The sequence below is a fragment of the Xanthomonas sp. 3075 genome (assembly GCF_014197275.1).
In the GTDB taxonomy this organism is placed as follows: domain Bacteria; phylum Pseudomonadota; class Gammaproteobacteria; order Xanthomonadales; family Xanthomonadaceae; genus Xanthomonas; species Xanthomonas campestris_B.
Genome location: NZ_JACIFI010000004.1, coordinates 246759 through 266156 on the forward strand (window position 1 = coordinate 246759; position 19398 = coordinate 266156).

Consider the following 19398-nt stretch of genomic DNA (forward strand, 5'->3'; position numbering starts at 1 on the left):
CTGGCCGCCGTGCCAGCCGTTTTTCCTTTCACTGCAAGAGGTGATTCATGCTCCCGCATCTACGCACGCTCGTCAGTTTCGGAATCGCGCTAAGCCTTGCCTGTGCCAGCACTGCGCAGGCGCAGACAGACGTCGGCGTGCTCGACGTGCTGACCTACAACATCGCCGGCCTGCCCGAAGGGCTGTCAAGCGGAACGCCGGCCACCAACACCGCACTGCTGGCACCAAAACTGGCAACTTATGGCCTGGTCCATGTGCAGGAAGACTTCAACTACCACGCCACGCTGTACGCAGGCGACGCGCATCCGTACCGCACTGCCACCAGTGGTGGTGCCGCGTTCGGCGACGGGCTCAACACGCTCAGCAACTATCCCTTCAGCGACTTCACGCGGGTCAAGTGGAATCAGTGCAACGGTACCGACTGCCTGACCCCGAAGGGTTTCAGTTACATGCGTCTACGCCTGGCCGATGGCGTGTTGCTGGACGTCTACAACGCGCACCCCAATGCCGGTGTCGAAGCGGGCGATCTGTCCGCACGGCGTGCCAATATCGGCCAGCTCTCGCAGTTCATCCAGACCTGGTCGGCCGGTAACGCGGTGCTGGTGATGATGGATTCCAACACGCGCTACACCCGCAGCGACGACAACATTCGCGAGCTGATCGCCTCCAATGGGCTCACCGATGCGTGGGTGGAATTGATCAAGGGCAGCGCACCGGCGGCCGGCGCTGCGCCGCTGCTCTGCGGCACGCCGCCCACCAATAGCTGCGAGGTGGTCGACAAGATGTTGTACCGCGATGCACCGCAACTGACCCTGGTGGCCAATCGCTATCAGCTCGATGGCGGCGGCTTCTACGACAGCGCCGGCAAGCCCTTGTCCGATCATTATCCGGTGTCTGCGCAGTTCGGTTGGGCGGTGGGCGATCAACTGCGCACCAGCGACCAGTTCGGCGGCCCGCACGGTATTCCGTTCAATGACCTCGCCGGCAATCCCGGAGGCCGCTCGCTCAGTGGCGTGACCTTGCGCGGCGGTGCGCGCCTGGATGGCGTGGGTGTGATCCTGGACAGCGGCAAACTGCTGGCGCATGGCGGCAGCGGCGGGCAGGCGACGACCTTGTCGCTGGGCGCCAACGAAACGCTGTCTTCGGCCACCGTCAGTGTGGGCAAGTACAACGACCGCACCCGCGTGTTTTCGCTGAGCCTGCGCACCAACACCGGCCGCAGCGTGCAGGTGGGGACCCCGGGCAGCGAGCGCTATACGCTGACTGCGCCCAGCGGCTGGCATATCGCCGGGTTCACCGGCCGCGCCGGTGATGAGATCGACAAGTTGGGTGTGGTGTATGCGAAGGACTGAGCGCGGAAGCTCGCTGACCGCCACGCAGCTCGCGCGCCGTTTTCGGTAAGAGCGTTAGGCAGTGATGTCTGGCCATGGATGGCCATTGCGTGGAATTGTTCTGACGAACGAATCACCCGTACGTTGCCGCTGATTCGTGCACGCGGTCCTGATATCGCAATTGCAGGCGCGGGCGCAGCCACGCGGCGCACGCTGTCTCATCGAGTGAGCCATCGGCCAGGCCGATGTAGAAGCCGTAGAGCTCCAGATCATCGGCCAGCAAGGTCGCACCGTTGAGTACGATGAAGGTTTCGCAGGCGACCGCCGCAGTGCGTTTGTTGCCGTCGACAAACGGATGATTGCGGGCCAACCCATAGGCAAGACTGGCCGCTAACGCAGCCAGGTCCGGTGGTGGCTCGCCGTAGGACAGCAGTTGTTTTGGTCTGGCAAGCGCCGCGTCGAGCAGGGCGTCGTCGCGCACGCCACTTCCGCCGCCATGTTCGGCCAATTGACGATCGTGGATGGCCAGGACGAGTGGCCGTTCGATCCAGATGATCATGGTCGCGCCCTATTGCGCCAGCTTGTGCAGCAACGCGCGGCGGTTGCGCATCACCTGCTCGGCCACCTCCATCTGCGCGGCCAGGGTCGGGTCGAACGCGGTGAGCTTGATGCCGTCGGGCGTTTCCAGCGCATAGAGTTCGTCGCCCTTGCCCAGGCGTAGGCGAGCGAGCAGTTCCTTGGGCAGGATGACGCCGGCGGAATTGCCGATGGCAGTGATCTTGAGCTTCATTGCGGATCTCTCGCGTTATTACGTAAGTTATAACTCCTTGGCCGGATGGTCGCAAGCTGGCCATGGCTGAGCGACTCAGCAAGCCAATCTCGCCTGCTGCGACCGATAAGTGTACAAATGTACACCTTGTCCACGTGGTCCCCGTCTTCCATGACGTCCTTGTCCCCCAAACGTGCTGCGGTGCTGGCCTTCCTGCAGCAGCAGGCCCAGGCCGGGGTGTCGCCCAGCCTGGCCGAGATTGCGCAGGCGTTCGGCTTTGCCTCGCGCAATGCCGCGCAAAAGCATGTGCAGGCGCTGGCCGAGGCCGGGTTGATCGAGCTGCAGCCCAATCAGAAGCGTGGCATCCGCATGCCGGGCGGGGCCGCGCGCGATGCGTTGCTGGCCTTGCCGGTGTTGGGTCGGGTGGCGGCCGGTGTGCCGATCGGCGCGGATATCGGCCTGGATCGCCAACTCTGGCTGGACCGCACGCTGTTCTCGCTGCGCCCGGACTATCTGCTGCAGGTGCAAGGCGACTCGATGATTGACGACGGCATTCTGGATGGCGACCTGGTCGGCGTGCATCGCAGCAACGACGCGCGCAATGGGCAGATCGTGGTGGCGCGGGTGGATGGGGAGATCACCATCAAACGCCTGGAACGCGGCGACGCGCGCATCCGCCTGCTGCCGCGCAATCGCGCGCATGCGCCGATCGTGGTGGCGGCCGATGCCGACTTCGCGATCGAAGGGCTGTACTGCGGTCTGATCCGGCAGGGCTGAGATGAGCCAGGAGCCCGCGCGCATCAGGCAGGACGGCAACGCAGCAGTGGCCTTGCCGCTGGATGCCTTGCTGGCCGCACGCACGGTGTGGCGGGCGGGGCAGGGCACCGCTGTGGCCAACGGCGGCGAATCCACCGGGCATCCCGCATTGGATGCGCTGCTGCCCGATGGTGGCTGGCCACGGCGTGCGCTCACCGAGTTGCTGCTGCCCGCGCACGGTGTGGGCGAGATCGCCTTGCTACTGCCCACGCTGGCGCGCATGACCAGCGCCAGTAGCCGGGTGGTGCTGGTGGCCCCGCCCTGCATTCCTTACGCACCGGCCTGGCAGGCGGGCGGGGTGGTGCTGGAACATCTGGAAGTGGTACAGGCCGAACCGCGCGACGCCTTGTGGGCGTTCGAACAATGCCTGCGCAGCGGTGCCTGCGCGGCGGTATTGGGCTGGCCGCAGACCGGCGATGCGCGCGCCTTGCGGCGGCTGCAAGTCGCCGCCGACAGCGGCAACTGCTGCGCGTTCGCATTGCGCGATCGCAAGCATGCGGTCAACGCATCGCCGGCGGCGTTGCGGCTGGAATTTCTGCCCGAGCGCGATGCCTGGCAGGTGCGCAAGTGCCGCGGCGGCCAGGTGCCTTCGCAGCCGTTGCGGCTGGCGCATTGAGGCGCGCATGTTGTGGGCCTGCATCTTGCTGCCGCAGCTGGCGCTGGACGCCGTCCTTCGGCGTCTGGAAGAGCCGGACGCACCGCTGGTATTGGTGGAAGGGCCGGCGCAGTTACGCAGCCTGCATTCGGTCAATGCAGCGGCAGCAGATGCAGGGTTGAAAGCCGGCATTCGGCTGTCGGCCGCGCATGCCTTGATGGCGCAAGTACGCACCATCGATTACGACCCGCAGAACGAGGCGCGGACGCAGCGGTTTCTCGCAGCCTGGGCATACCGGCACAGTTCGTTGGTGAGCCAGCAATGGTCGCGCGCCATCGTGCTGGAAGCGGGTGCCAGTTTTCGGTTGTTCGGTCCGTGGCCGCGTTTCGAGCGCCGTCTGCGCGATGAGCTGCAGGCGCTAGGCTTCCAGCACCGGCTTGCACTGGCACCTACACCACGCGCCGCGCGCGTGCTGGCCGGGCTGCGCGATGGCATGGTGGTGACGCAGTTGCCGGCCTTGCACACCACGCTCGACAAGGTGCCGGTACGCCGCGCGGCATTGCCGGGCGATGTCGGCGAGCGTCTGCAACACATGGGCGTGCGCACGCTCGCTGCGGTACGTGCGTTGCCGCGCGACGGGCTGCGCCGGCGGTTTGGTGCCGGCCTGCTCGAGCATCTGGACCGCCTCTACGGCCAGGTCGACGACCCCCTGGAGTGTTATGCACCACCAGACCACTTCGACCAGCGTGTGGAGCTTGGCTACGAGGTGGAAATGCATCCGGCATTGCTGTTCCCGCTGCGGCGTCTGATCGGTGATCTGTGCACCTACCTCTCCATCCGCGATGGCGGCGTGCAACGTTTCTTGCTGCGGCTGGAACACGAACAAGGCGCTACCGATGTCGAGATCGGCCTGCTGACGCCGGAGCGTGCGCCGACGCTGTTGTTCGAGCTTGCGCGCAACCGGCTGGAGCGGGTGGAGATCCCACGGCCGGTGGTGGCGATGCGCCTGCTGGCGCGGCAGTTGCCGCCGTTCGTGCCGGCCATGCGCGATCTGTTCGACCAACGTGCGCAGCAATCGGTGGAGTGGCCGCAGCTGCGTGAGCGCTTGCGCGCGCGGCTGGGCGATGACGCGGTATACCGCGTGCTGCCGGCCGACGACCCGCGGCCCGAACGCGCCTGGCGGCGTGCCATCGGCGACGCCATACGCGAAACCGCTGCGCCACCGCGTCCTCCGCGCCCGACCTGGCTGTTGCCGCAACCGGTGCCGTTGCACGCGACGCAGCTGCGCATCATCTCCGGCCCGGAGCGGCTGGAAAGCGGCTGGTGGGACGACGACGAGGCACGTCGCGACTATTACGTGGTGGAAACCGCACGCGGCCGACGCGGCTGGGCGTTCGCCGCGCCCGGTCGTGTGGATGGCTGGATGTTGCATGGGTGGTTTGCATGATCCGGCGCATGCCCACGCAGCATCGGACTGCTTGCCGGGCTGGTCATCGCAGCGGTGGCGCACGCGCTCGATGCCACGCAGCGAAGGCGCAGCTGCAACGAGGTGATCGGCCGAACATTTTGCCGGCAACGCGAGGTTGAAGAGATGCGTCCATGAGCTGGGATGACGCCACCGACGGCGTGGACCGCGATACGCCCGGTGGACGCATGCCGCGCGCCTGGAACGTGGCAACACGCCTGCGTGCGGCCAATGACGACATTGCCCATGCGGCGGTCAGCGAGGGCTTGCCTGCGTATGCCGAGCTGCATTGCCTGTCGGACTTCTCGTTCCTGCGTGGCGCCTCCAGTGCCGAGCAGTTGTTCGCGCGTGCGCAACACTGCGGCTACAGCGCACTGGCCATCACCGACGAATGCTCGCTGGCGGGCATCGTGCGTGGCCTGGAAGCGGCGCGCGCCACCGGCGTGCGCCTGATCGTCGGCAGCGAATTCACCTTGGTCGATGGCACCCGCTTGGTACTGCTGGTGGAAAACGCGCAGGGTTATCCGCAGTTGTGCGCGCTGATCACCACCGCGCGGCGTGCGGCGAGCAAGGGCGCGTATCGGCTGGGGCGTCCCGAGGTGGAAGCGCAGTTTCGCGATGTTGCACCGGGCGTGTTCGCGGTGTGGTTGCCCGGTGCGCAGCCGCAGGTCGAGCAGGGCGCCTGGTTGCAGCATGTGTTCGGCGAGCGCGCCTTCCTGGCGGTGGAACTGCATCGCGAGCAGGACGATGCGGCACGGCTGCTTGCCTTGCAACTGCTGGCGCAACAGCTGGGCATGAGCGCACTGGCCAGCGGCGATGTGCATATGGCGCAGCGGCGCGAGCGCATCGTGCAGGACACCTTGACCGCCATCCGCCATACCTTGCCATTGGCCGAGTGCGGCGCGCACCTGTTCCGTAACGGCGAGCGCCATCTGCGCACGCGGCGGGCCTTGGGCAACATCTACCCGGATGCGTTGTTGCAGGCGGCCGTCGAGTTGGCGCAGCGCTGCACCTTCGATATTTCCAAGCTTGAATACACCTATCCGCGCGAACTGGTGCCGGAAGGACATACGCCGGCGAGTTATCTGCGACAGCTCACCGAAACGGGCATGCGTGAGCGGTGGCCCAATGGAACGCCGGCAAAGGTACGCGCCGACATCGAAAAGGAATTGGCGCTGATCGCGCTCAAACAGTACGAGGCCTTCTTTCTCACCGTGCAAGACGTGGTGCGATTCGCGCGCTCGCAGCACATCCTTTGCCAGGGGCGCGGTTCGTCGGCCAATTCGGCGGTGTGTTATGCGCTTGGTATCACCGCAGTCAATCCGGATGAAACCCGTTTGCTGATGGCAAGATTTCTATCCGAAAAACGCGACGAGCCACCGGACATCGACGTCGATTTCGAACACGAACGCCGGGAGGAGGTGCTGCAGTACGTCTACAGCAAGTATGGTCGTGAACGTGCGGCGCTGGCGGCGACGGTGATCTGTTATCGCGGCAAAAGCGCGGTACGCGACGTGGCCAAGGCGTTCGGCCTGCCGCCGGACCAGATCGCATTACTGGCCAATTGTTATGGCTGGGGCAATGGCGACACGCCGATGGAGCAGCGCATCGAAGAAGCCGGGTTCGATCTGGCCAACCCGCTGATCAACAAGATTCTTGCAGTCACCGAGCACTTGCGCGATCACCCGCGCCATCTGTCGCAGCATGTCGGCGGCTTCGTGATTTCCGATGAGCCGTTATCGATGCTGGTGCCGGTGGAAAACGCGGCAATGGCCAACCGCACCATCATCCAGTGGGACAAGGACGATCTGGAAACCATGAAGCTGCTCAAGGTCGATTGCCTGGCGCTGGGCATGCTCACCTGCATCCGCAAGACGCTGGACTTGGTGCGCGGGCACCGTGGGCGCGATTACAGCATCGCCACGCTGCCGGGCGAGGATGCCGCAACCTACAAGATGATCCAGCGTGCCGACACGGTGGGCGTGTTCCAGATCGAGTCGCGCGCACAGATGGCGATGTTGCCGCGGCTCAAGCCTGCGGTGTTCTACGACCTGGTGATCGAGGTGGCGATCGTGCGGCCTGGTCCGATCCAGGGCGACATGGTGCATCCGTATCTGCGCCGGCGACAGGGCCGCGAAGAGGTCAACTATCCATCGGCGGAAGTGGAAGACATCCTCAAGCCGACCCTGGGTGTGCCGTTGTTCCAGGAACAGGTGATGGAGCTGCTGATGCATGCCGCCGATTACACCGAAAGCGAAGCCGATAACCTGCGCAGGTCGATGGCCGCCTGGCGTCGCGGCGGCGATATGGAGCAGCACCGCGCGCGGGTGCGCGAGCGCATGCAGGGCAAAGGCTACGCCTCCACCTTCATCGACCAGATCTTCGAACAGATCAAGGGCTTCGGCTCCTACGGGTTCCCGCAAAGCCATGCCGCCTCGTTCGCCAAACTTGTCTACGCCAGCTGCTGGCTCAAGCGCCACGAGCCGGCGGCATTTGCCTGCGGACTGCTCAATGCGCAGCCGATGGGCTTCTACTCGGCCAGCCAGATCGTGCAGGACGCGCGGCGCGGCAGTCCCGAGCGCGCGCGCGTGGAGGTGTTGCCGGTGGATGTGCTGCATAGCGGCTGGGACAACGCGCTGGTCGGTGGCCGGCCGTGGCACAGCGACGAAGACCCTGGCGAACAACCGGCGATCCGTCTGGGCATGCGTCAGGTCGCTGGATTATCGGAAGTGGTGGCAAACCGCATCGTCGCCGCGCGCGCGCAACGCGCCTTCGCCGATATCGGCGATCTATGCCTGCGCGCGGCGCTCGACGAGAAAGCGCGCCTGGCGTTGGCCGAGGCCGGCGCCTTGCAGGGCATGGTGGGCAACCGCAATGCCGCGCGCTGGGCCATGGCCGGCGTGGAAGCGCGCCGCCCGCTGTTGCCGGGCAGCCCGCAAGAGCGCGCGGTGGAGTTTGCAGCGCCACGTGCGGGCGAAGACATCCTGGCCGACTACCGCTCTGTCGGTCTGAGTCTGCGCCAGCATCCGATGGCATTGCTGCGCCCGCAGATGCGGCAGCGACGCATCCTGGGCCTGCATGAGTTGCAAGGCCGCCGTCACGGCAGCGGCGTGCATGTCGCCGGCCTGGTCACCCAGCGCCAGCGCCCGGCCACCGCCAAGGGCACCATCTTCGTCACCCTGGAAGACGAACACGGCATGATCAACGTCATCGTCTGGTCGCACCTGGCGCTGCGCCGTCGCCGCGCACTGCTGGAATCGCGCCTGCTGGCGGTACGCGGGCGCTGGGAACGCGTGGACGGCGTGGAGCATCTCATCGCCGGCGATCTACATGATCTCAGCGACCTGCTCGGCGAGATGCAGCTGCCCTCGCGCGATTTCCATTGAGGTACAGGGGGCGCAGCAAGCGTGTCGGCGTGCTCCCTGGTGCGCCCACGCCGTGACGTAGGCCTTGTCGCGCAGCAGTTCGGTTCGATGGCGCTGCGCAACGCACCACGCTCGACAGAGGGCGATGCCGTAAAGCCGCCGCCTCGTCGCGTCTTCGGTGGAAGCGCACTGTACGGGGCTGCAGGCGATGACCCACAAGCGCGGGTGAATAAGGCCTGCCATCTGCCACCGGCAGTCAACCGGTCTGTGCTACACCATGCAGGCCGGCGCGGCCGCGCTGGCCTATTTCTTCACCCGTGAGGCGACCATGAAGTTGGAGGCGTTGTTCGATCAGTTGCACACCTTGCCCACCGTGCCCAAGGTGGCGCAGGAGCTGATTGCCCGGTTCGACGATCCGGCAACCAACATCGACGTGCTGGCGCACAGCATCGAGCGCGATCCGGTCATTGCCGCCAAGGTATTGCGGCTGGCGAATTCGGCACGCTTCCACGGCCTGCGCGATTCCACCAGCGTGGAAGACGCGGCCATGCGGCTGGGCTTCAACACGCTGCGCACCCTGGTGCTGGCGTCGGCAATGACCGGAGCGTTCCGCGCCGGCCCGGGTTTCGATCTCAAGGCCTTCTGGCGGCACAGTTTCGAGGTGGCCGGCATCTGCCGCTTGCTGGCGCGCCAGCACGGGCTCGATCCAGAGACTGCATTTACCTGCGGCATGATGCACAACATCGGCGAACTGCTGATCCAGTCCGGCGCACCGGACTACGCCAGCCGCATCAATCACGAAAGCTCCTCTGCCGCCCACGCCGCCGAAGAAACCCTCCAGCTGGGATTTGGGTATCCCGAAGTCGGTGCCGAGCTGGTGCGTCGCTGGCAGTTGCCAGCGGTCATCCAGGAAGCGATCGCCTATCAGGTCCGGCCCGCCGCCGCGCCGGACGGTGCGCGCATGCCGCTGCTGGTTGCGCAGGCAGTGCAGGTGTCCGACGTGCTGCACACGCATGGCGGCGACACTGCGGCGGCACAGGAGGCGGTACGTGGGCCGTTGATGGATGGCGTGGATCTGGATGCGCTGTTCGCGGCGCTGCCGGATGTCATCGAAGCCGATCGCGCGTTCGCCGAGTTACTTCATTGAGTAGTTGCGGTACCGGTCACCGAATGGGCGATGACCGGTACCGCTCTCGTGGTGCGGATCTGCTGCCAGCGGCCTGGCGATGTGAAGTAGCCGCCAGGTCAGTTGTCGATGCAGTTGGCAGCGCGGCGCGAGCTGGTGCCGACGCGGTATGTTGGAAGGTCGCGTGTCGCTGCTGCCTGCGCGTCTGTTGATAGCCGGAAGTGGCCGTGTGAGCGATGGCTGCGGGCGCCTCAGTGGTCCAGGCGCTGGCGAGGCTCGGCGCAAGTGCCATCTGCCGCGCACATCGCGTTATCGATCCAAGCGATGTATCGCGATACACGGACGTTGTATGCCATCTGACCATAGAAGCCAGCCTCCAGGGCGTGCTCCGGAACCGCAGAGATCCAAGACGCTAACCCGACGAGTTGCCAAGCGCTCTGGACCCGCACAACGACTGGGCCACCGCTGTCGCCGCTTCCAAGCATGCCCTCCAGAGACAGGCCATGCGTGGGGGGATCGAATCGATACCACAGGTAACGGACATTGGCTCCGGTGATGACGTTGTAGGCCCGCCTCAGCACGCCACGATGCGGACTGTCGGGAAGCTGCCCGTGGTCGCCGTTGCCGGTAGCCCCTTTCCCGACCAGCATGGCGACTTGGGTGACTTCGTCACTGCCGCGATAAAGCATCACTGGTGCAACCTGCTCTACCGGCGATTCCAGTTCGATCAAGGCGATGTCGTCCGAGTTCGCTAGAAAGGCATGAATCTTGGACGGGTCGCCGGACCTCAGGGCTTGCTGCGCTAGCGCATCCGGCAGTGGCCTGTAGCCGGGGTGGACCACGACGTGCGCAACTTTGTAGGCATTCCCATTGACAGTCACCTCTGCAGCCGTGCCTTCCATGGGAGCCGCGTGAGCGGCGGTGACGACCCATCTCGGCGCGATGAGAACACCATGCCCTTCGCCTGGCAGGTCGGCCAGTGCCGGAAATTCTGAGCCATCGATCCGATATTTCGAATCGTCAACATCGCCCCGGATAACAACGCCTTTCGCCGCAAATGACAGGCTGATAAAAGCAAGAAAAAGCCAGCGACCCATGTGCTACCACTCCCTTGATCCGTCGAACGGATGTCGCGTCCGCAACGTGCCGTGAATGCTTCCGCAAGATAGCGGTGCAGTTTTCAAACTGAAACCCGCGTCTGACCAAGCGAAGTGGGAGGCGACGAAACCCCGGAAACCAAGACTCAAAAGCCCTTGCGCTTGTCCCCTCGCTCCACTGCCGTTCTGGGTTGAAGACAAGGTCAAGGCAGTCGCCTGCCGCAACGGGAGGCGCAGTGCGCCGAAGGCGATGAGCGATAACGTTTCCGGGCCACTTGAGGGAAAGGGCTGGCGACTCTCCGGAACTGGATTCCAACTCGCCATGCCAGGTCGACAACCCACCCCTCGAGTTAGTGCGCTCGCGTCTTCTACGGAGTCAATCGGCCACAGCACGCACACTGTCACGCCGCGGCGCAGCTGGACGGAACTTCGCGTAAGCGCTAGCGTGGTACGGATTTTTTGCCACAGGGGAACCGCCCATGCGCCATGCCGCGCAACCGCGCCAGCTCACCTTCCGCGCCATCGTGCTGGCCATCGTGCTGGCGGTGGTGCTTTCGGCCGCCAACGCCTATCTGGGCCTGTTCGCCGGCCTGACCATCGCCACCGCCATTCCGGCCGCGGTGGTGTCGATGGGCGTGCTGCGCCTGCTTGGCGGCGGCACCATCCTGGAAAACAACATCGTCCAGACCGGCGCCTCGGCCGGCTCGTCGATCGCGGCCGGGGTGATCTTCACCATCCCCGCGCTGGTGATCATGGGCTACTGGCCGGACTTCAAGTACTGGTGGGTGCTCGGCATCGCCGGCATGGGCGGCCTGCTCGGCGTGCTGTTCTCGGTGCCGCTGCGGCGCTCGATGATCGTCGAGGATCCGCTGCCGTTTCCCGAGGGCAAGGCCGCAGCCGAAGTGCTCAAGGCCGGCGACAACCCCGGCCCGGGTCTGAAGATCCTGGCCATGTCCGGCGCCATCGGTGCGCTAGTCAAGCTGGGCGCGGCCAGCGGCCTGCGGGTGATTCCCGATACCTGGGCGCAGGCCACATATCTGGGCAGCAGCCGGCTGGTCGGCTATCTGGGCACCAACCTGTCGCCGGCACTGCTGGGCGTGGGCTACATCGTCGGCTTGAACGTCGGCATCGTGGTGCTGTCCGGCTCGATCCTGTCCTGGCATATCGCCATTCCGCTGTATCAGCAGTTTTTCATGGGCTCGGACCCGGCATTGGCGCAGAGCCTGGTCGATGCGCCGGCAGCCGATGCGGCGTTCGGCATCTGGGGCGCGAAGATCCGCTACCTGGGTGTCGGCGCGATGCTGATCGGCGGCGTGTGGACGCTGTTCTCGCTGCGCAAGTCGCTGCTATCCGGCGTCAAGAGCGGCTTCGCCGCCGCACGCAAGAGCGGTGGCGGTGTGGTCGCCGAGACCGAACGCGACCTGCCGATGAAGTGGATGCTGGTGGCGCTGGTGCTGTGCACCCTTCCGCTGCTCGGCCTGTACCAGGCCATCGTGCAGCAGTGGCACGTGTCGATCCCGATGACCATCATCATGGTCGTGGCCGGCTTTCTGTTCGTGTCGGTGTCCGGCTATCTGGCCGGGTTGATCGGCTCGTCCAACAACCCGGTCTCGGGCATCACCATTTCCACGATCCTGTTCGCCTCGGCGGTGCTGGTGCTGCTGCTCGGCAAGGACGGGTTGGTGCCGGTCGGCATCGGCGCGGCGCCGTTGGGCGCGGTGGCGGCAATTATGATCGGCGCGGTCGTGTGCTGCGCGGCGGCGGTGGGCGGCGACAACCTGCAGGATCTCAAGGCCGGCTATCTGGTCGGCGCCACGCCGTGGAAGCAGCAGCTGATGCTGGCCATCGGTGCGTTCTCCTGCGCGCTGATCATGGCGCCGGTGTTGAACCTGCTCGCGCAGGCCTACGGCATCGGCCCGGCCACGCCGCAGCATCCCAACTCGCTCGCTGCGCCGCAGGCCACGTTGATGGCTTCGGTCGCCAAGGGGCTGTTCGGCGGCCAGCTGCCGTGGTCGATGATCGCCATCGGTGCCGGCGTCGGGGCGGCCATCATCGCGCTGGACGAGTGGTTGAAGGCCACCGGCAAGCGCTTCCGCGTGCCGGTGCTGGCTGCCGCGATCGGTATCTATCTGCCGTTGGAACTGATGGTGCCGATCTTTGTCGGTGGCCTGATCGCGCATCTGGTGGAGCGCTTCCACAAGATCCGTGCCGATGACGAAGACGGCCGCGACCGCGTGCATCGTCCGGGCGTGCTGTTTGCTGCCGGCCTGATCACTGGCGAGGCGTTGATGGGTATCGCGATCGCGGTGCCGATCGTGCTGTCCAGTCGTGCCGATGTGCTGGCGCTGCCGGCCAGCCTGCAGCTCAACCAATGGTTCGGCCTGGCCATTCTCGCCCTGGTCGGCTGGCTGCTGTATCGCGTCGGCAAGCGCGGCGAACAGGCGGCCTGAGCCTTTGACAGACACGGCGCATGCGATGCATGCGCCGTCCTGGCAGGCGCGCAAGGCGACCTGCCCGCAGCGCATGCCGCTGCCATCTGTCCCTACCCACGCACCGCCGCCGCAGACCCATCGACTGTCCCTGACCGCACTTCGTCGTCTGCAGCCTGTCTTTGCGCCGGCTTTATGCCAGATCCAGCGCTCATGCATAGCGCCTTTATGCCGCCGCTCCGTATCGTGCCGTCTCCCGCACGGATGATGCGTTACGGCTGCCGCATGCCTCGATCGACCCGCTGATCTCCGCGCCGTAGGCCATCGCGCCGCCGCTGCTGCCGACAAAAAACGTTAGCCCAATCACACTGCGTCTCTTCCAACGTGCGGTTGCGGCCGCTTTTTGTCTTGTGAGCTCGACAGTTCGATAGGATCGACCAGACGCTGCCATTCCGGCGTCGTGCAGTCGATCCACCTCTCCACGCGCACCCCCACCCACCCACTCACTGCTGGTTTGTCGTGTCATCGATCCAGCGCTCTGCCATGGAGTTACTGCAATGCTGACTGTTATTCCCCGTTCCTCTTCCCGCGCACCGCGCATCCCTGTGCTGGCCATCGCCATGGCCGGCGTGCTGTGCGGCCTGGCCACGCAAGCGCAGGCGCAAGACGCCACCGAAGCGGCGCTGTGCACCGACCGGCCGACCAAGGCCAATTCCACCTGTACCGTGCCGACCGGCGCCTGGCAGCTGGAAACCGACATCGGCAGCTACACCCGTGACAGCCAGCCCGGCACACGCATCGAAACCTCGGTGTTCACCAATCCCACGCTCAAATACGGCGTCAGCGACCGCATCGATCTGCAGCTCAACTGGGCGCCGCAGCTGCAGGTCAAGACCACCGATCGCGCCACTGGCGCACGCAGCAGCCTGAGTGGCGGTGGCGACATCTATCTGCGCATGAAGGCGCGGTTCTACGAGAGCGATACCGCCACCGTCGCGGTGCTGCCGTTCGTCAAGGCGCCTACCGCGCGCACCGGCCTGGGCAACGACGAGTGGGAAGGCGGCATCGCGCTGCCGATCAACTTCGCCTTGCCCAACAGCTTCTCGTTGACCTTCGGCCCGGAGGTCGACTGGCTGGCCGACAGCGATGGCAGCGGCAATCACATCGCGGTGATCAATGCGATCAACCTGGCGCGCCCGCTGACGCCCAAGCTGTCGATGGCGGTTGAAGTGTGGTCCTCGATCAATCGCGACCCTGCCGGAACCATCGAACAGTATTCGGCTGACATCGCCGCTGCGTATCTGATCAACCCGCTGTTGCAACTGGACGTGGGCGCCAACTTCGGCCTCAACGACCGCACCCCGGATGCGCAGGTGTATGTAGGGTTGGCGCACCGCTTCTGATGCGTGTGGTGCGTCAGGGCAGGGTGAGTTGCCGGGACGTGCACACTGCTTGAGACGCATGGTCAAGGTTGCGAGGCGCCAGCTCGGTTGGCGCCTCGCAACACCCGTACGCGGCACGCCGGCGCTGCCGATGCTTGAACAACGCCGAGCGGGAGCGGCCGCATGGGAAGCCCTTCTCAACGTAGCGGCGACTGTTGCAATCACCCATCCAACGCAGCGCGCACGCGTCAAGCGTGTCTGGCTGGTGTCATCAGCTTGCTGGCCGCATGCCCCATGCCGCCACGCGCGACGGCCATGCGCGTTCGACAGCACACGCCTCGGCTTCCGGTCGCGGCGCTGACGCGCGTGATTCCATGCACGAGGCGACGCCCACGCGACCGCGCAGGCAGACGCAAGCGCAAGTCTTTGCGCGTGCGCCGCAGCAACGCCTACCATCGACGTTTTGCCGTTGCAGGAACTCTCGATGAAGCTTCGTTACGCCGTGCTGCCCCTGTGTCTGTTGACTGCCTTGCCAAGCCTGGCCGCCGCGCGCGGTTTCGATGTGCGCGACATGGTGGCGATGGACCGGGTGTCCTCGCCCACGCTCAGCCCCGATGGCAGTGTGCTGGTGTTCGCCAAGCGCCAAGCCAAGAGCGGCAATGGCAAGCCGGCCACCGGCCTGTGGATGCGCAACCTGCGCACCCGCGATGCGGCGCCGCCCAAGCGGCTGACCCCCGAGGGCTGGAACGTCAACAGCCCGGCGCTGTCGCCGGACGGCAAGACGGTGTACTTCCTCAGCAGTAAATCCGGTACCCAGCAGCTGTACGCGCAGCCGCTGGCCGGCGGCACCCCGCAGCAGCTGACCGCCTTTGCGGTGGACCTGGACAGCTACAAGCTCGCGCCGGACGGCAAGCGCATCGCCTTCAGTGCCGCGGTGTTCCAGGACTGCGGCTCGGACCTGGGCTGCACCAAGACCAAGCTCGCTAGCGTCAAGAACGCCAAGGCCAGCGGTGTGGTGTACGACCAGTTATTCGTGCGGCATTGGGATACCTGGAACGACGGCCGCCGCAACACGCTGTTTGTCGCCGACCTGCCCGTTGCCGGTGCCAAGCCGGTCGTCGGTGCCTCGGCGATCAGCGCCACGCTGGCCGGCGATGCGCCGTCCAAGCCGTTCGGCGGCAACGACGATTACGCCTGGTCGCCGGATGGCAGCAGCGTGGTCGCCAGCGTGCGCGTGCCGCAGGCATTCGGCCCCGGCACCTCGAAGAAGGCCCAGGCCGGCGGCAAGGCCACCGGCAACGACGAGCCATGGCAGACCAACTTCGACCTGTACCGCCTGGATGCCGGCGGCAAGGCTGCCCCGGTCAATCTGACCGCGTCCAACCCGGCCTGGGATGCCGGCCCGGTGTTCAGTGCCGACGGCAAGACGCTGTACTACCGCGCGATGAAGCGCCCCGGTTTCGAAGCCGACCGCTTCGGCCTGATGGCGATGGAGCTGGCCAGCGGCAAGACCCGCGAGATCGCGCCCAAGTGGGACCGTTCGGCCGGCGAGATCGTGTTGAGCGACGATGGCGCCAGTCTCTACACCAGTGCCGACGACCTGGGCGAGCATCCGCTGTTCAAGATCGATATCGCCAGCGGCGAGGCGACCAAGCTGGTGGGCGAGGGCAGCGTGCATGCGCCGACCCTGGCCGGCAATACGCTGGCGTTTACGCGCAATTCGCTCAAGAGCGGCGACCAGGTCTTTGTCAGCGACGTGCAGGGCCAGGGCCTGCGTGCGATCACCCAGAGCGCGAGTGAACTGCTGCCGGACGTGCAGTTCGGCGACTACGAGCAATTCCAGTTCAAGGGCTGGAACAACGACACCGTGCACGGCTACGTGGTCAAGCCGTACAACTACCAGGAAGGCAAGACCTACCCGGTGGCGTTCCTGATCCACGGCGGACCGCAGGGCAGCTTTGGCAACGGCTGGAGCAATCGCTGGAATCCGCAGACCTATGCCGGGCAGGGCTACGCAGTGGTGATGATCGACTTCCACGGCTCCACCGGCTACGGCCAGGACTTCACCGATGCGATCAGCCAGCATTGGGGCGACCGCCCGCTGGAAGACCTGCAAAAAGGCTGGGCCGCCGCGCAGAAACAATACGGCTTCCTCAACGGCGACAAGGCCTGTGCGCTGGGCGCCAGCTACGGCGGCTACATGGTCTATTGGATGGCCGGCAACTGGAACCAGCCGTGGAAGTGCCTGGTCGATCACGACGGCGTGTTCGACAACCGCACCATGGGCTACGCCACCGAGGAACTGTGGTTCAGCGAATGGGAAAACGGCGGCACGCCGTGGCAGAACCCGGCCGGCTACGAGAAGTTCAACCCGGTGCTGCACGTGGACAAGTGGAAGGTGCCGATGCTGGTGATCCACGGCCAGCAGGATTTCCGCATCCCGGTCGAGCAGGGCCTTGCCGCCTTCACCGCGCTGCAGCGCAAGGGCATCGACTCCAAGTTCCTGTACTTCCCGGACGAGAACCACTGGGTGCTCAAGCCGGACAACAGCGTGCTGTGGCACGACACCGTCAACAGCTGGCTGAAGCAGCATATCGGTCAGTGAGGCCATGATCGGCACGTCGCCCGGAGCGGCGTGCCGATGGGTGAGCTTATGACGCGTGACGGCCTGGTCTGTACTGCGTGTCGCAAGGCGTTCGTTCGGCTTGCTCAGTTCGGCAGCTGATCGCGTTTGGCTAACTGGCCTTCCACGATGTGCAGGATCTCCGCCACGGCGATCCCGAACGAGCCGGCATTGCCGGCGTCGAAGGCGGCTTTCCATTCTGCATGGCCCGGCAGGTAATCCTGATTGGGCGCGGCATTGCCGACGTGTTCGGCAGCGCTGCGCTCCAGGGCCTGCGCGATCATCGGGATGTGCGGCAGCGTGTCGAGAATCCCATCGGGCAATCCTGCGTGACGCACCTGGATGTCGCTGATACTCACGTGCAGGATCTGGCCGCCGTGGGGATGCACATCGATCTGGTTGATCAGCACCAGCGGCATCTCCGTCGCGGTACGCCCACGGCAGCGCCAGAGCTGGCCGACCGCATATGCGGGAGAGGTGGTATCGAGCATCGGGTACTCCACGGTCAAACCACAAGGATGCAACGCGCCTGCGGAGATGGCGACTCTGCGCTGTGTCAGCCTTGGATCGGGATGGTTCGGACTTCGACCTGAGGCATGCGCCGGGTAGTCGTGCACTGCCCGCCAGACGATGTTCGGAGGGACAGGTGCGCTGAGGTCGACGGCGCCTTTTAAAGCATGCGTCCGCTTGCGGCAGGCCGAGGTGGCCTGGTTCAACGCATCTGGCTGAATGCCAGCAGGAGACAGCGGTGCCGCAGCAAGCAAGCCATGTCAAAATAGCGATTCCTTAACTTCCTCAGTTCCCTGCCAGGATCGCAAGGACCGTTTGCATGCGCATGTTGTTCCGCCCCTCATTGTGGGCGCTCGCCCTAATCTGTAGTCCTGCCCTGAATGCCGCATCGCGGCCCACGGCCGTTGCTGCGCGTGCCCCCGTGTCTGCGGCTGCCGCTGTCGGCACCGATGCGGCGGTCAGCGATCCGGGGGTGCCGCTGCCGGCCACGCTGAAGTCCGGCATGGGCTACCGCGCGTTCGCGCAGGCGGTGATGGAGCAAGGCTGGCAGCTCGTGGATCCGCTCGCCGCCGACAGCTGCATGGCCGCCGGCGATTGCGCCATCGAGTTCATTGCGCCCGGCGGCAGTGCGCGCCTGCAGGTGCAGATCGGCTCGCAGTCCGGTGCGGCGGTTGTCAGTGGCTGGCGCGCGCAGCAGGTGCCGTTGGATCGCATCGGCAACACCACTGCAGCGGCGGTGGACAGCAAGGCTGCGCCGGCTGCGTCCAACGTGGCCGACAACCCGCGCTGAGGCAGTGCGCCGGCGTCTGCCGCGCGCGGCGTATCATGGCGCTGCGGCCTGCATCGGTGGCGCGCGTCATCGCCAGCTGCGTCTTTCCTGATCCCGAGTCCCGTCCTGCATGACCTCCTGCATGAAGAGCATCGACCCTGCCGATCTGGAAGCGTTGTTCGATGCCGTGCCGGACGTGCTGTTCTTCGTCAAGGATCGCGAGGGCCGCTATACCCACGTCAACCAGACCATGCTGCGGCGGTTGGGCCTGAAATCGCGCAAGGAACTGATCGGCAAGCGCGTTGCCGAGGTGTATCCCAGCGGGCTGGGCGCCAACTACGCCAATCAGGACGAGCAGGTGCTGGCCGGTGCGGTCATCGACAACCTGTTGGAGCTGCACCTGTTCGCCAACCGCGAACCGGGCTGGTGCCTGACCTGCAAACGTCCGCTGCTGGTCGACGGCAAGGTGCAGGGCATCATCGGCATCTCGCGCGATCTGGGGCCGCAGGACGGGCACGCATCGCAGTATGAAAAACTGCGGCTTGCGCTGGCGTACCTCAACGCCAACTACGCGCAGAACGTACGCATGCAGGCGCTGGTGGAAATCACCGGGTTTTCGATGTCCAAGTTGCAGCGCTCGTTCCGTAAGGTGTTCCAGCTGACTCCGCAACAGGTGCTGGCCAAGCTGCGCCTGCAGATGGCGATGCATCTGCTGCACGGGAACAAGAGTCTCACCGAGATCGGGCATGCCTGTGGTTTCAGCGACCAGAGCGCCTTTGCGCGGCAATTCAAGCTGGCGGCCGGCATGACGCCGCGCGAGTACCGCGCGCTGGCGAACGCTGCGCAGTTTCCTGCAGAACCGGCTTAGCTTGTCTGACAAGACGACTGCTCAGCAGCTGAGTTAGTCGAGCACGCGGTCCTCTTACCGCTTGCCGAGCACTGCGTGAATCCATCGAGATTCCAGGTTGCACTCTCGTTTGGTGGATGCAGCCAAAAGCCTGGTTCGTCGAGTGTGCGGTGCCCCCACCGCTCGCGGGACACGCCGTGAATCCGTCCGTGGAGGCTCGGTGGCGGCATCCATGCCGCCACACGGTCCCGCAAGCGGCGAGGACACCGCACCA

Annotated in this window: 15 protein-coding genes; 11 read left to right on the forward strand and 4 right to left on the reverse strand. The window is 65.5% G+C overall.

From position 1 onward, the window contains the following. The first annotated feature begins 47 nt into the window (after positions 1-47). Positions 48-1352 carry a jacalin-like lectin gene (locus GGR62_RS06050; protein ID WP_184407011.1) on the forward strand — a complete coding sequence of 435 codons (1305 nt, stop codon included), beginning with the start codon at positions 48-50 and terminating at the stop codon, positions 1350-1352. Positions 1353-1464: 112 nt separating this feature from the next. Here the strand turns inward: GGR62_RS06050 and GGR62_RS06055 are convergent, their stop codons facing one another. Together GGR62_RS06055 and GGR62_RS06060 are read right to left on the reverse strand one after the other, a co-directional pair. Further along, entirely contained in the window at positions 1465-1890 is a 426-nt protein-coding gene (locus GGR62_RS06055; protein ID WP_184407012.1) for a type II toxin-antitoxin system death-on-curing family toxin, read from the reverse strand. A gap of 9 nt (positions 1891-1899) precedes the next feature. Beyond that, on the reverse strand, positions 1900-2121 hold the full coding sequence (locus GGR62_RS06060) for an AbrB/MazE/SpoVT family DNA-binding domain-containing protein (RefSeq protein WP_184407013.1): 222 nt from the start codon (positions 2119-2121) through the stop codon (positions 1900-1902). A 150-nt stretch (positions 2122-2271) separates the two neighbouring features. Between GGR62_RS06060 and lexA the strand changes: the two genes are divergently transcribed. From lexA to GGR62_RS06085, 5 genes are all read left to right on the forward strand, one after another. Beyond that, a complete protein-coding gene (gene lexA, locus GGR62_RS06065; protein ID WP_184407014.1) occupies positions 2272-2877 on the forward strand; it encodes a transcriptional repressor LexA in 606 nt (201 codons plus the stop codon). 1 nt (position 2878) lies between these two features. Further along, positions 2879-3532 (forward strand): translesion DNA synthesis-associated protein ImuA, encoded by a 654-nt coding sequence (gene imuA / locus GGR62_RS06070; RefSeq protein WP_184407015.1) that lies wholly within the window; start codon positions 2879-2881, stop codon positions 3530-3532. Positions 3533-3539: 7 nt separating this feature from the next. After that, the gene (locus GGR62_RS06075) at positions 3540-4958 is read left to right on the forward strand and encodes a DNA polymerase Y family protein (RefSeq protein WP_184407016.1); all 1419 of its coding nucleotides are present in this window, start codon (positions 3540-3542) and stop codon (positions 4956-4958) included. A 152-nt stretch (positions 4959-5110) separates the two neighbouring features. Then, positions 5111-8362 carry an error-prone DNA polymerase gene (locus tag GGR62_RS06080; protein WP_184407017.1) on the forward strand — a complete coding sequence of 1084 codons (3252 nt, stop codon included), beginning with the start codon at positions 5111-5113 and terminating at the stop codon, positions 8360-8362. A 307-nt stretch (positions 8363-8669) separates the two neighbouring features. Further along, a complete protein-coding gene (locus GGR62_RS06085) occupies positions 8670-9488 on the forward strand; it encodes an HDOD domain-containing protein (protein WP_184407039.1) in 819 nt (272 codons plus the stop codon). 230 nt (positions 9489-9718) lie between these two features. Here the strand turns inward: GGR62_RS06085 and GGR62_RS06090 are convergent, their stop codons facing one another. Then, positions 9719-10564: a trypsin-like serine protease gene (locus tag GGR62_RS06090; protein ID WP_184407018.1), complete on the reverse strand. Its 846-nt coding sequence runs from the start codon at positions 10562-10564 to the stop codon at positions 9719-9721. A 479-nt stretch (positions 10565-11043) separates the two neighbouring features. Here GGR62_RS06090 and GGR62_RS06095 point away from each other — a divergent pair, with 479 nt between their 5' ends. From GGR62_RS06095 to GGR62_RS06105, 3 genes are all read left to right on the forward strand, one after another. Beyond that, positions 11044-13014: an oligopeptide transporter, OPT family gene (locus tag GGR62_RS06095; RefSeq protein WP_184407019.1), complete on the forward strand. Its 1971-nt coding sequence runs from the start codon at positions 11044-11046 to the stop codon at positions 13012-13014. Between the two features lie 536 nt (positions 13015-13550). Further along, the gene (locus GGR62_RS06100; protein ID WP_184407020.1) at positions 13551-14396 is read left to right on the forward strand and encodes a transporter; all 846 of its coding nucleotides are present in this window, start codon (positions 13551-13553) and stop codon (positions 14394-14396) included. Positions 14397-14859: 463 nt separating this feature from the next. After that, on the forward strand, positions 14860-16980 hold the full coding sequence (locus GGR62_RS06105; RefSeq protein WP_184407021.1) for a S9 family peptidase: 2121 nt from the start codon (positions 14860-14862) through the stop codon (positions 16978-16980). Between the two features lie 104 nt (positions 16981-17084). Here GGR62_RS06105 and GGR62_RS06110 read toward each other — a convergent pair whose 3' ends face one another. After that, the gene (locus GGR62_RS06110) at positions 17085-17489 is read right to left on the reverse strand and encodes a hypothetical protein (RefSeq protein ID WP_260305553.1); all 405 of its coding nucleotides are present in this window, start codon (positions 17487-17489) and stop codon (positions 17085-17087) included. Between the two features lie 338 nt (positions 17490-17827). Here GGR62_RS06110 and GGR62_RS06115 point away from each other — a divergent pair, with 338 nt between their 5' ends. Both GGR62_RS06115 and GGR62_RS06120 read left to right on the forward strand, forming a co-directional pair. Beyond that, a complete protein-coding gene (locus GGR62_RS06115; protein ID WP_184407022.1) occupies positions 17828-18298 on the forward strand; it encodes a hypothetical protein in 471 nt (156 codons plus the stop codon). Between the two features lie 121 nt (positions 18299-18419). Continuing rightward, positions 18420-19145, forward strand: a complete 726-nt coding sequence (locus tag GGR62_RS06120; RefSeq protein ID WP_184407023.1) for an AraC family transcriptional regulator — start codon at positions 18420-18422, stop codon at positions 19143-19145. The last annotated feature ends 253 nt before the right edge of the window (positions 19146-19398 follow it).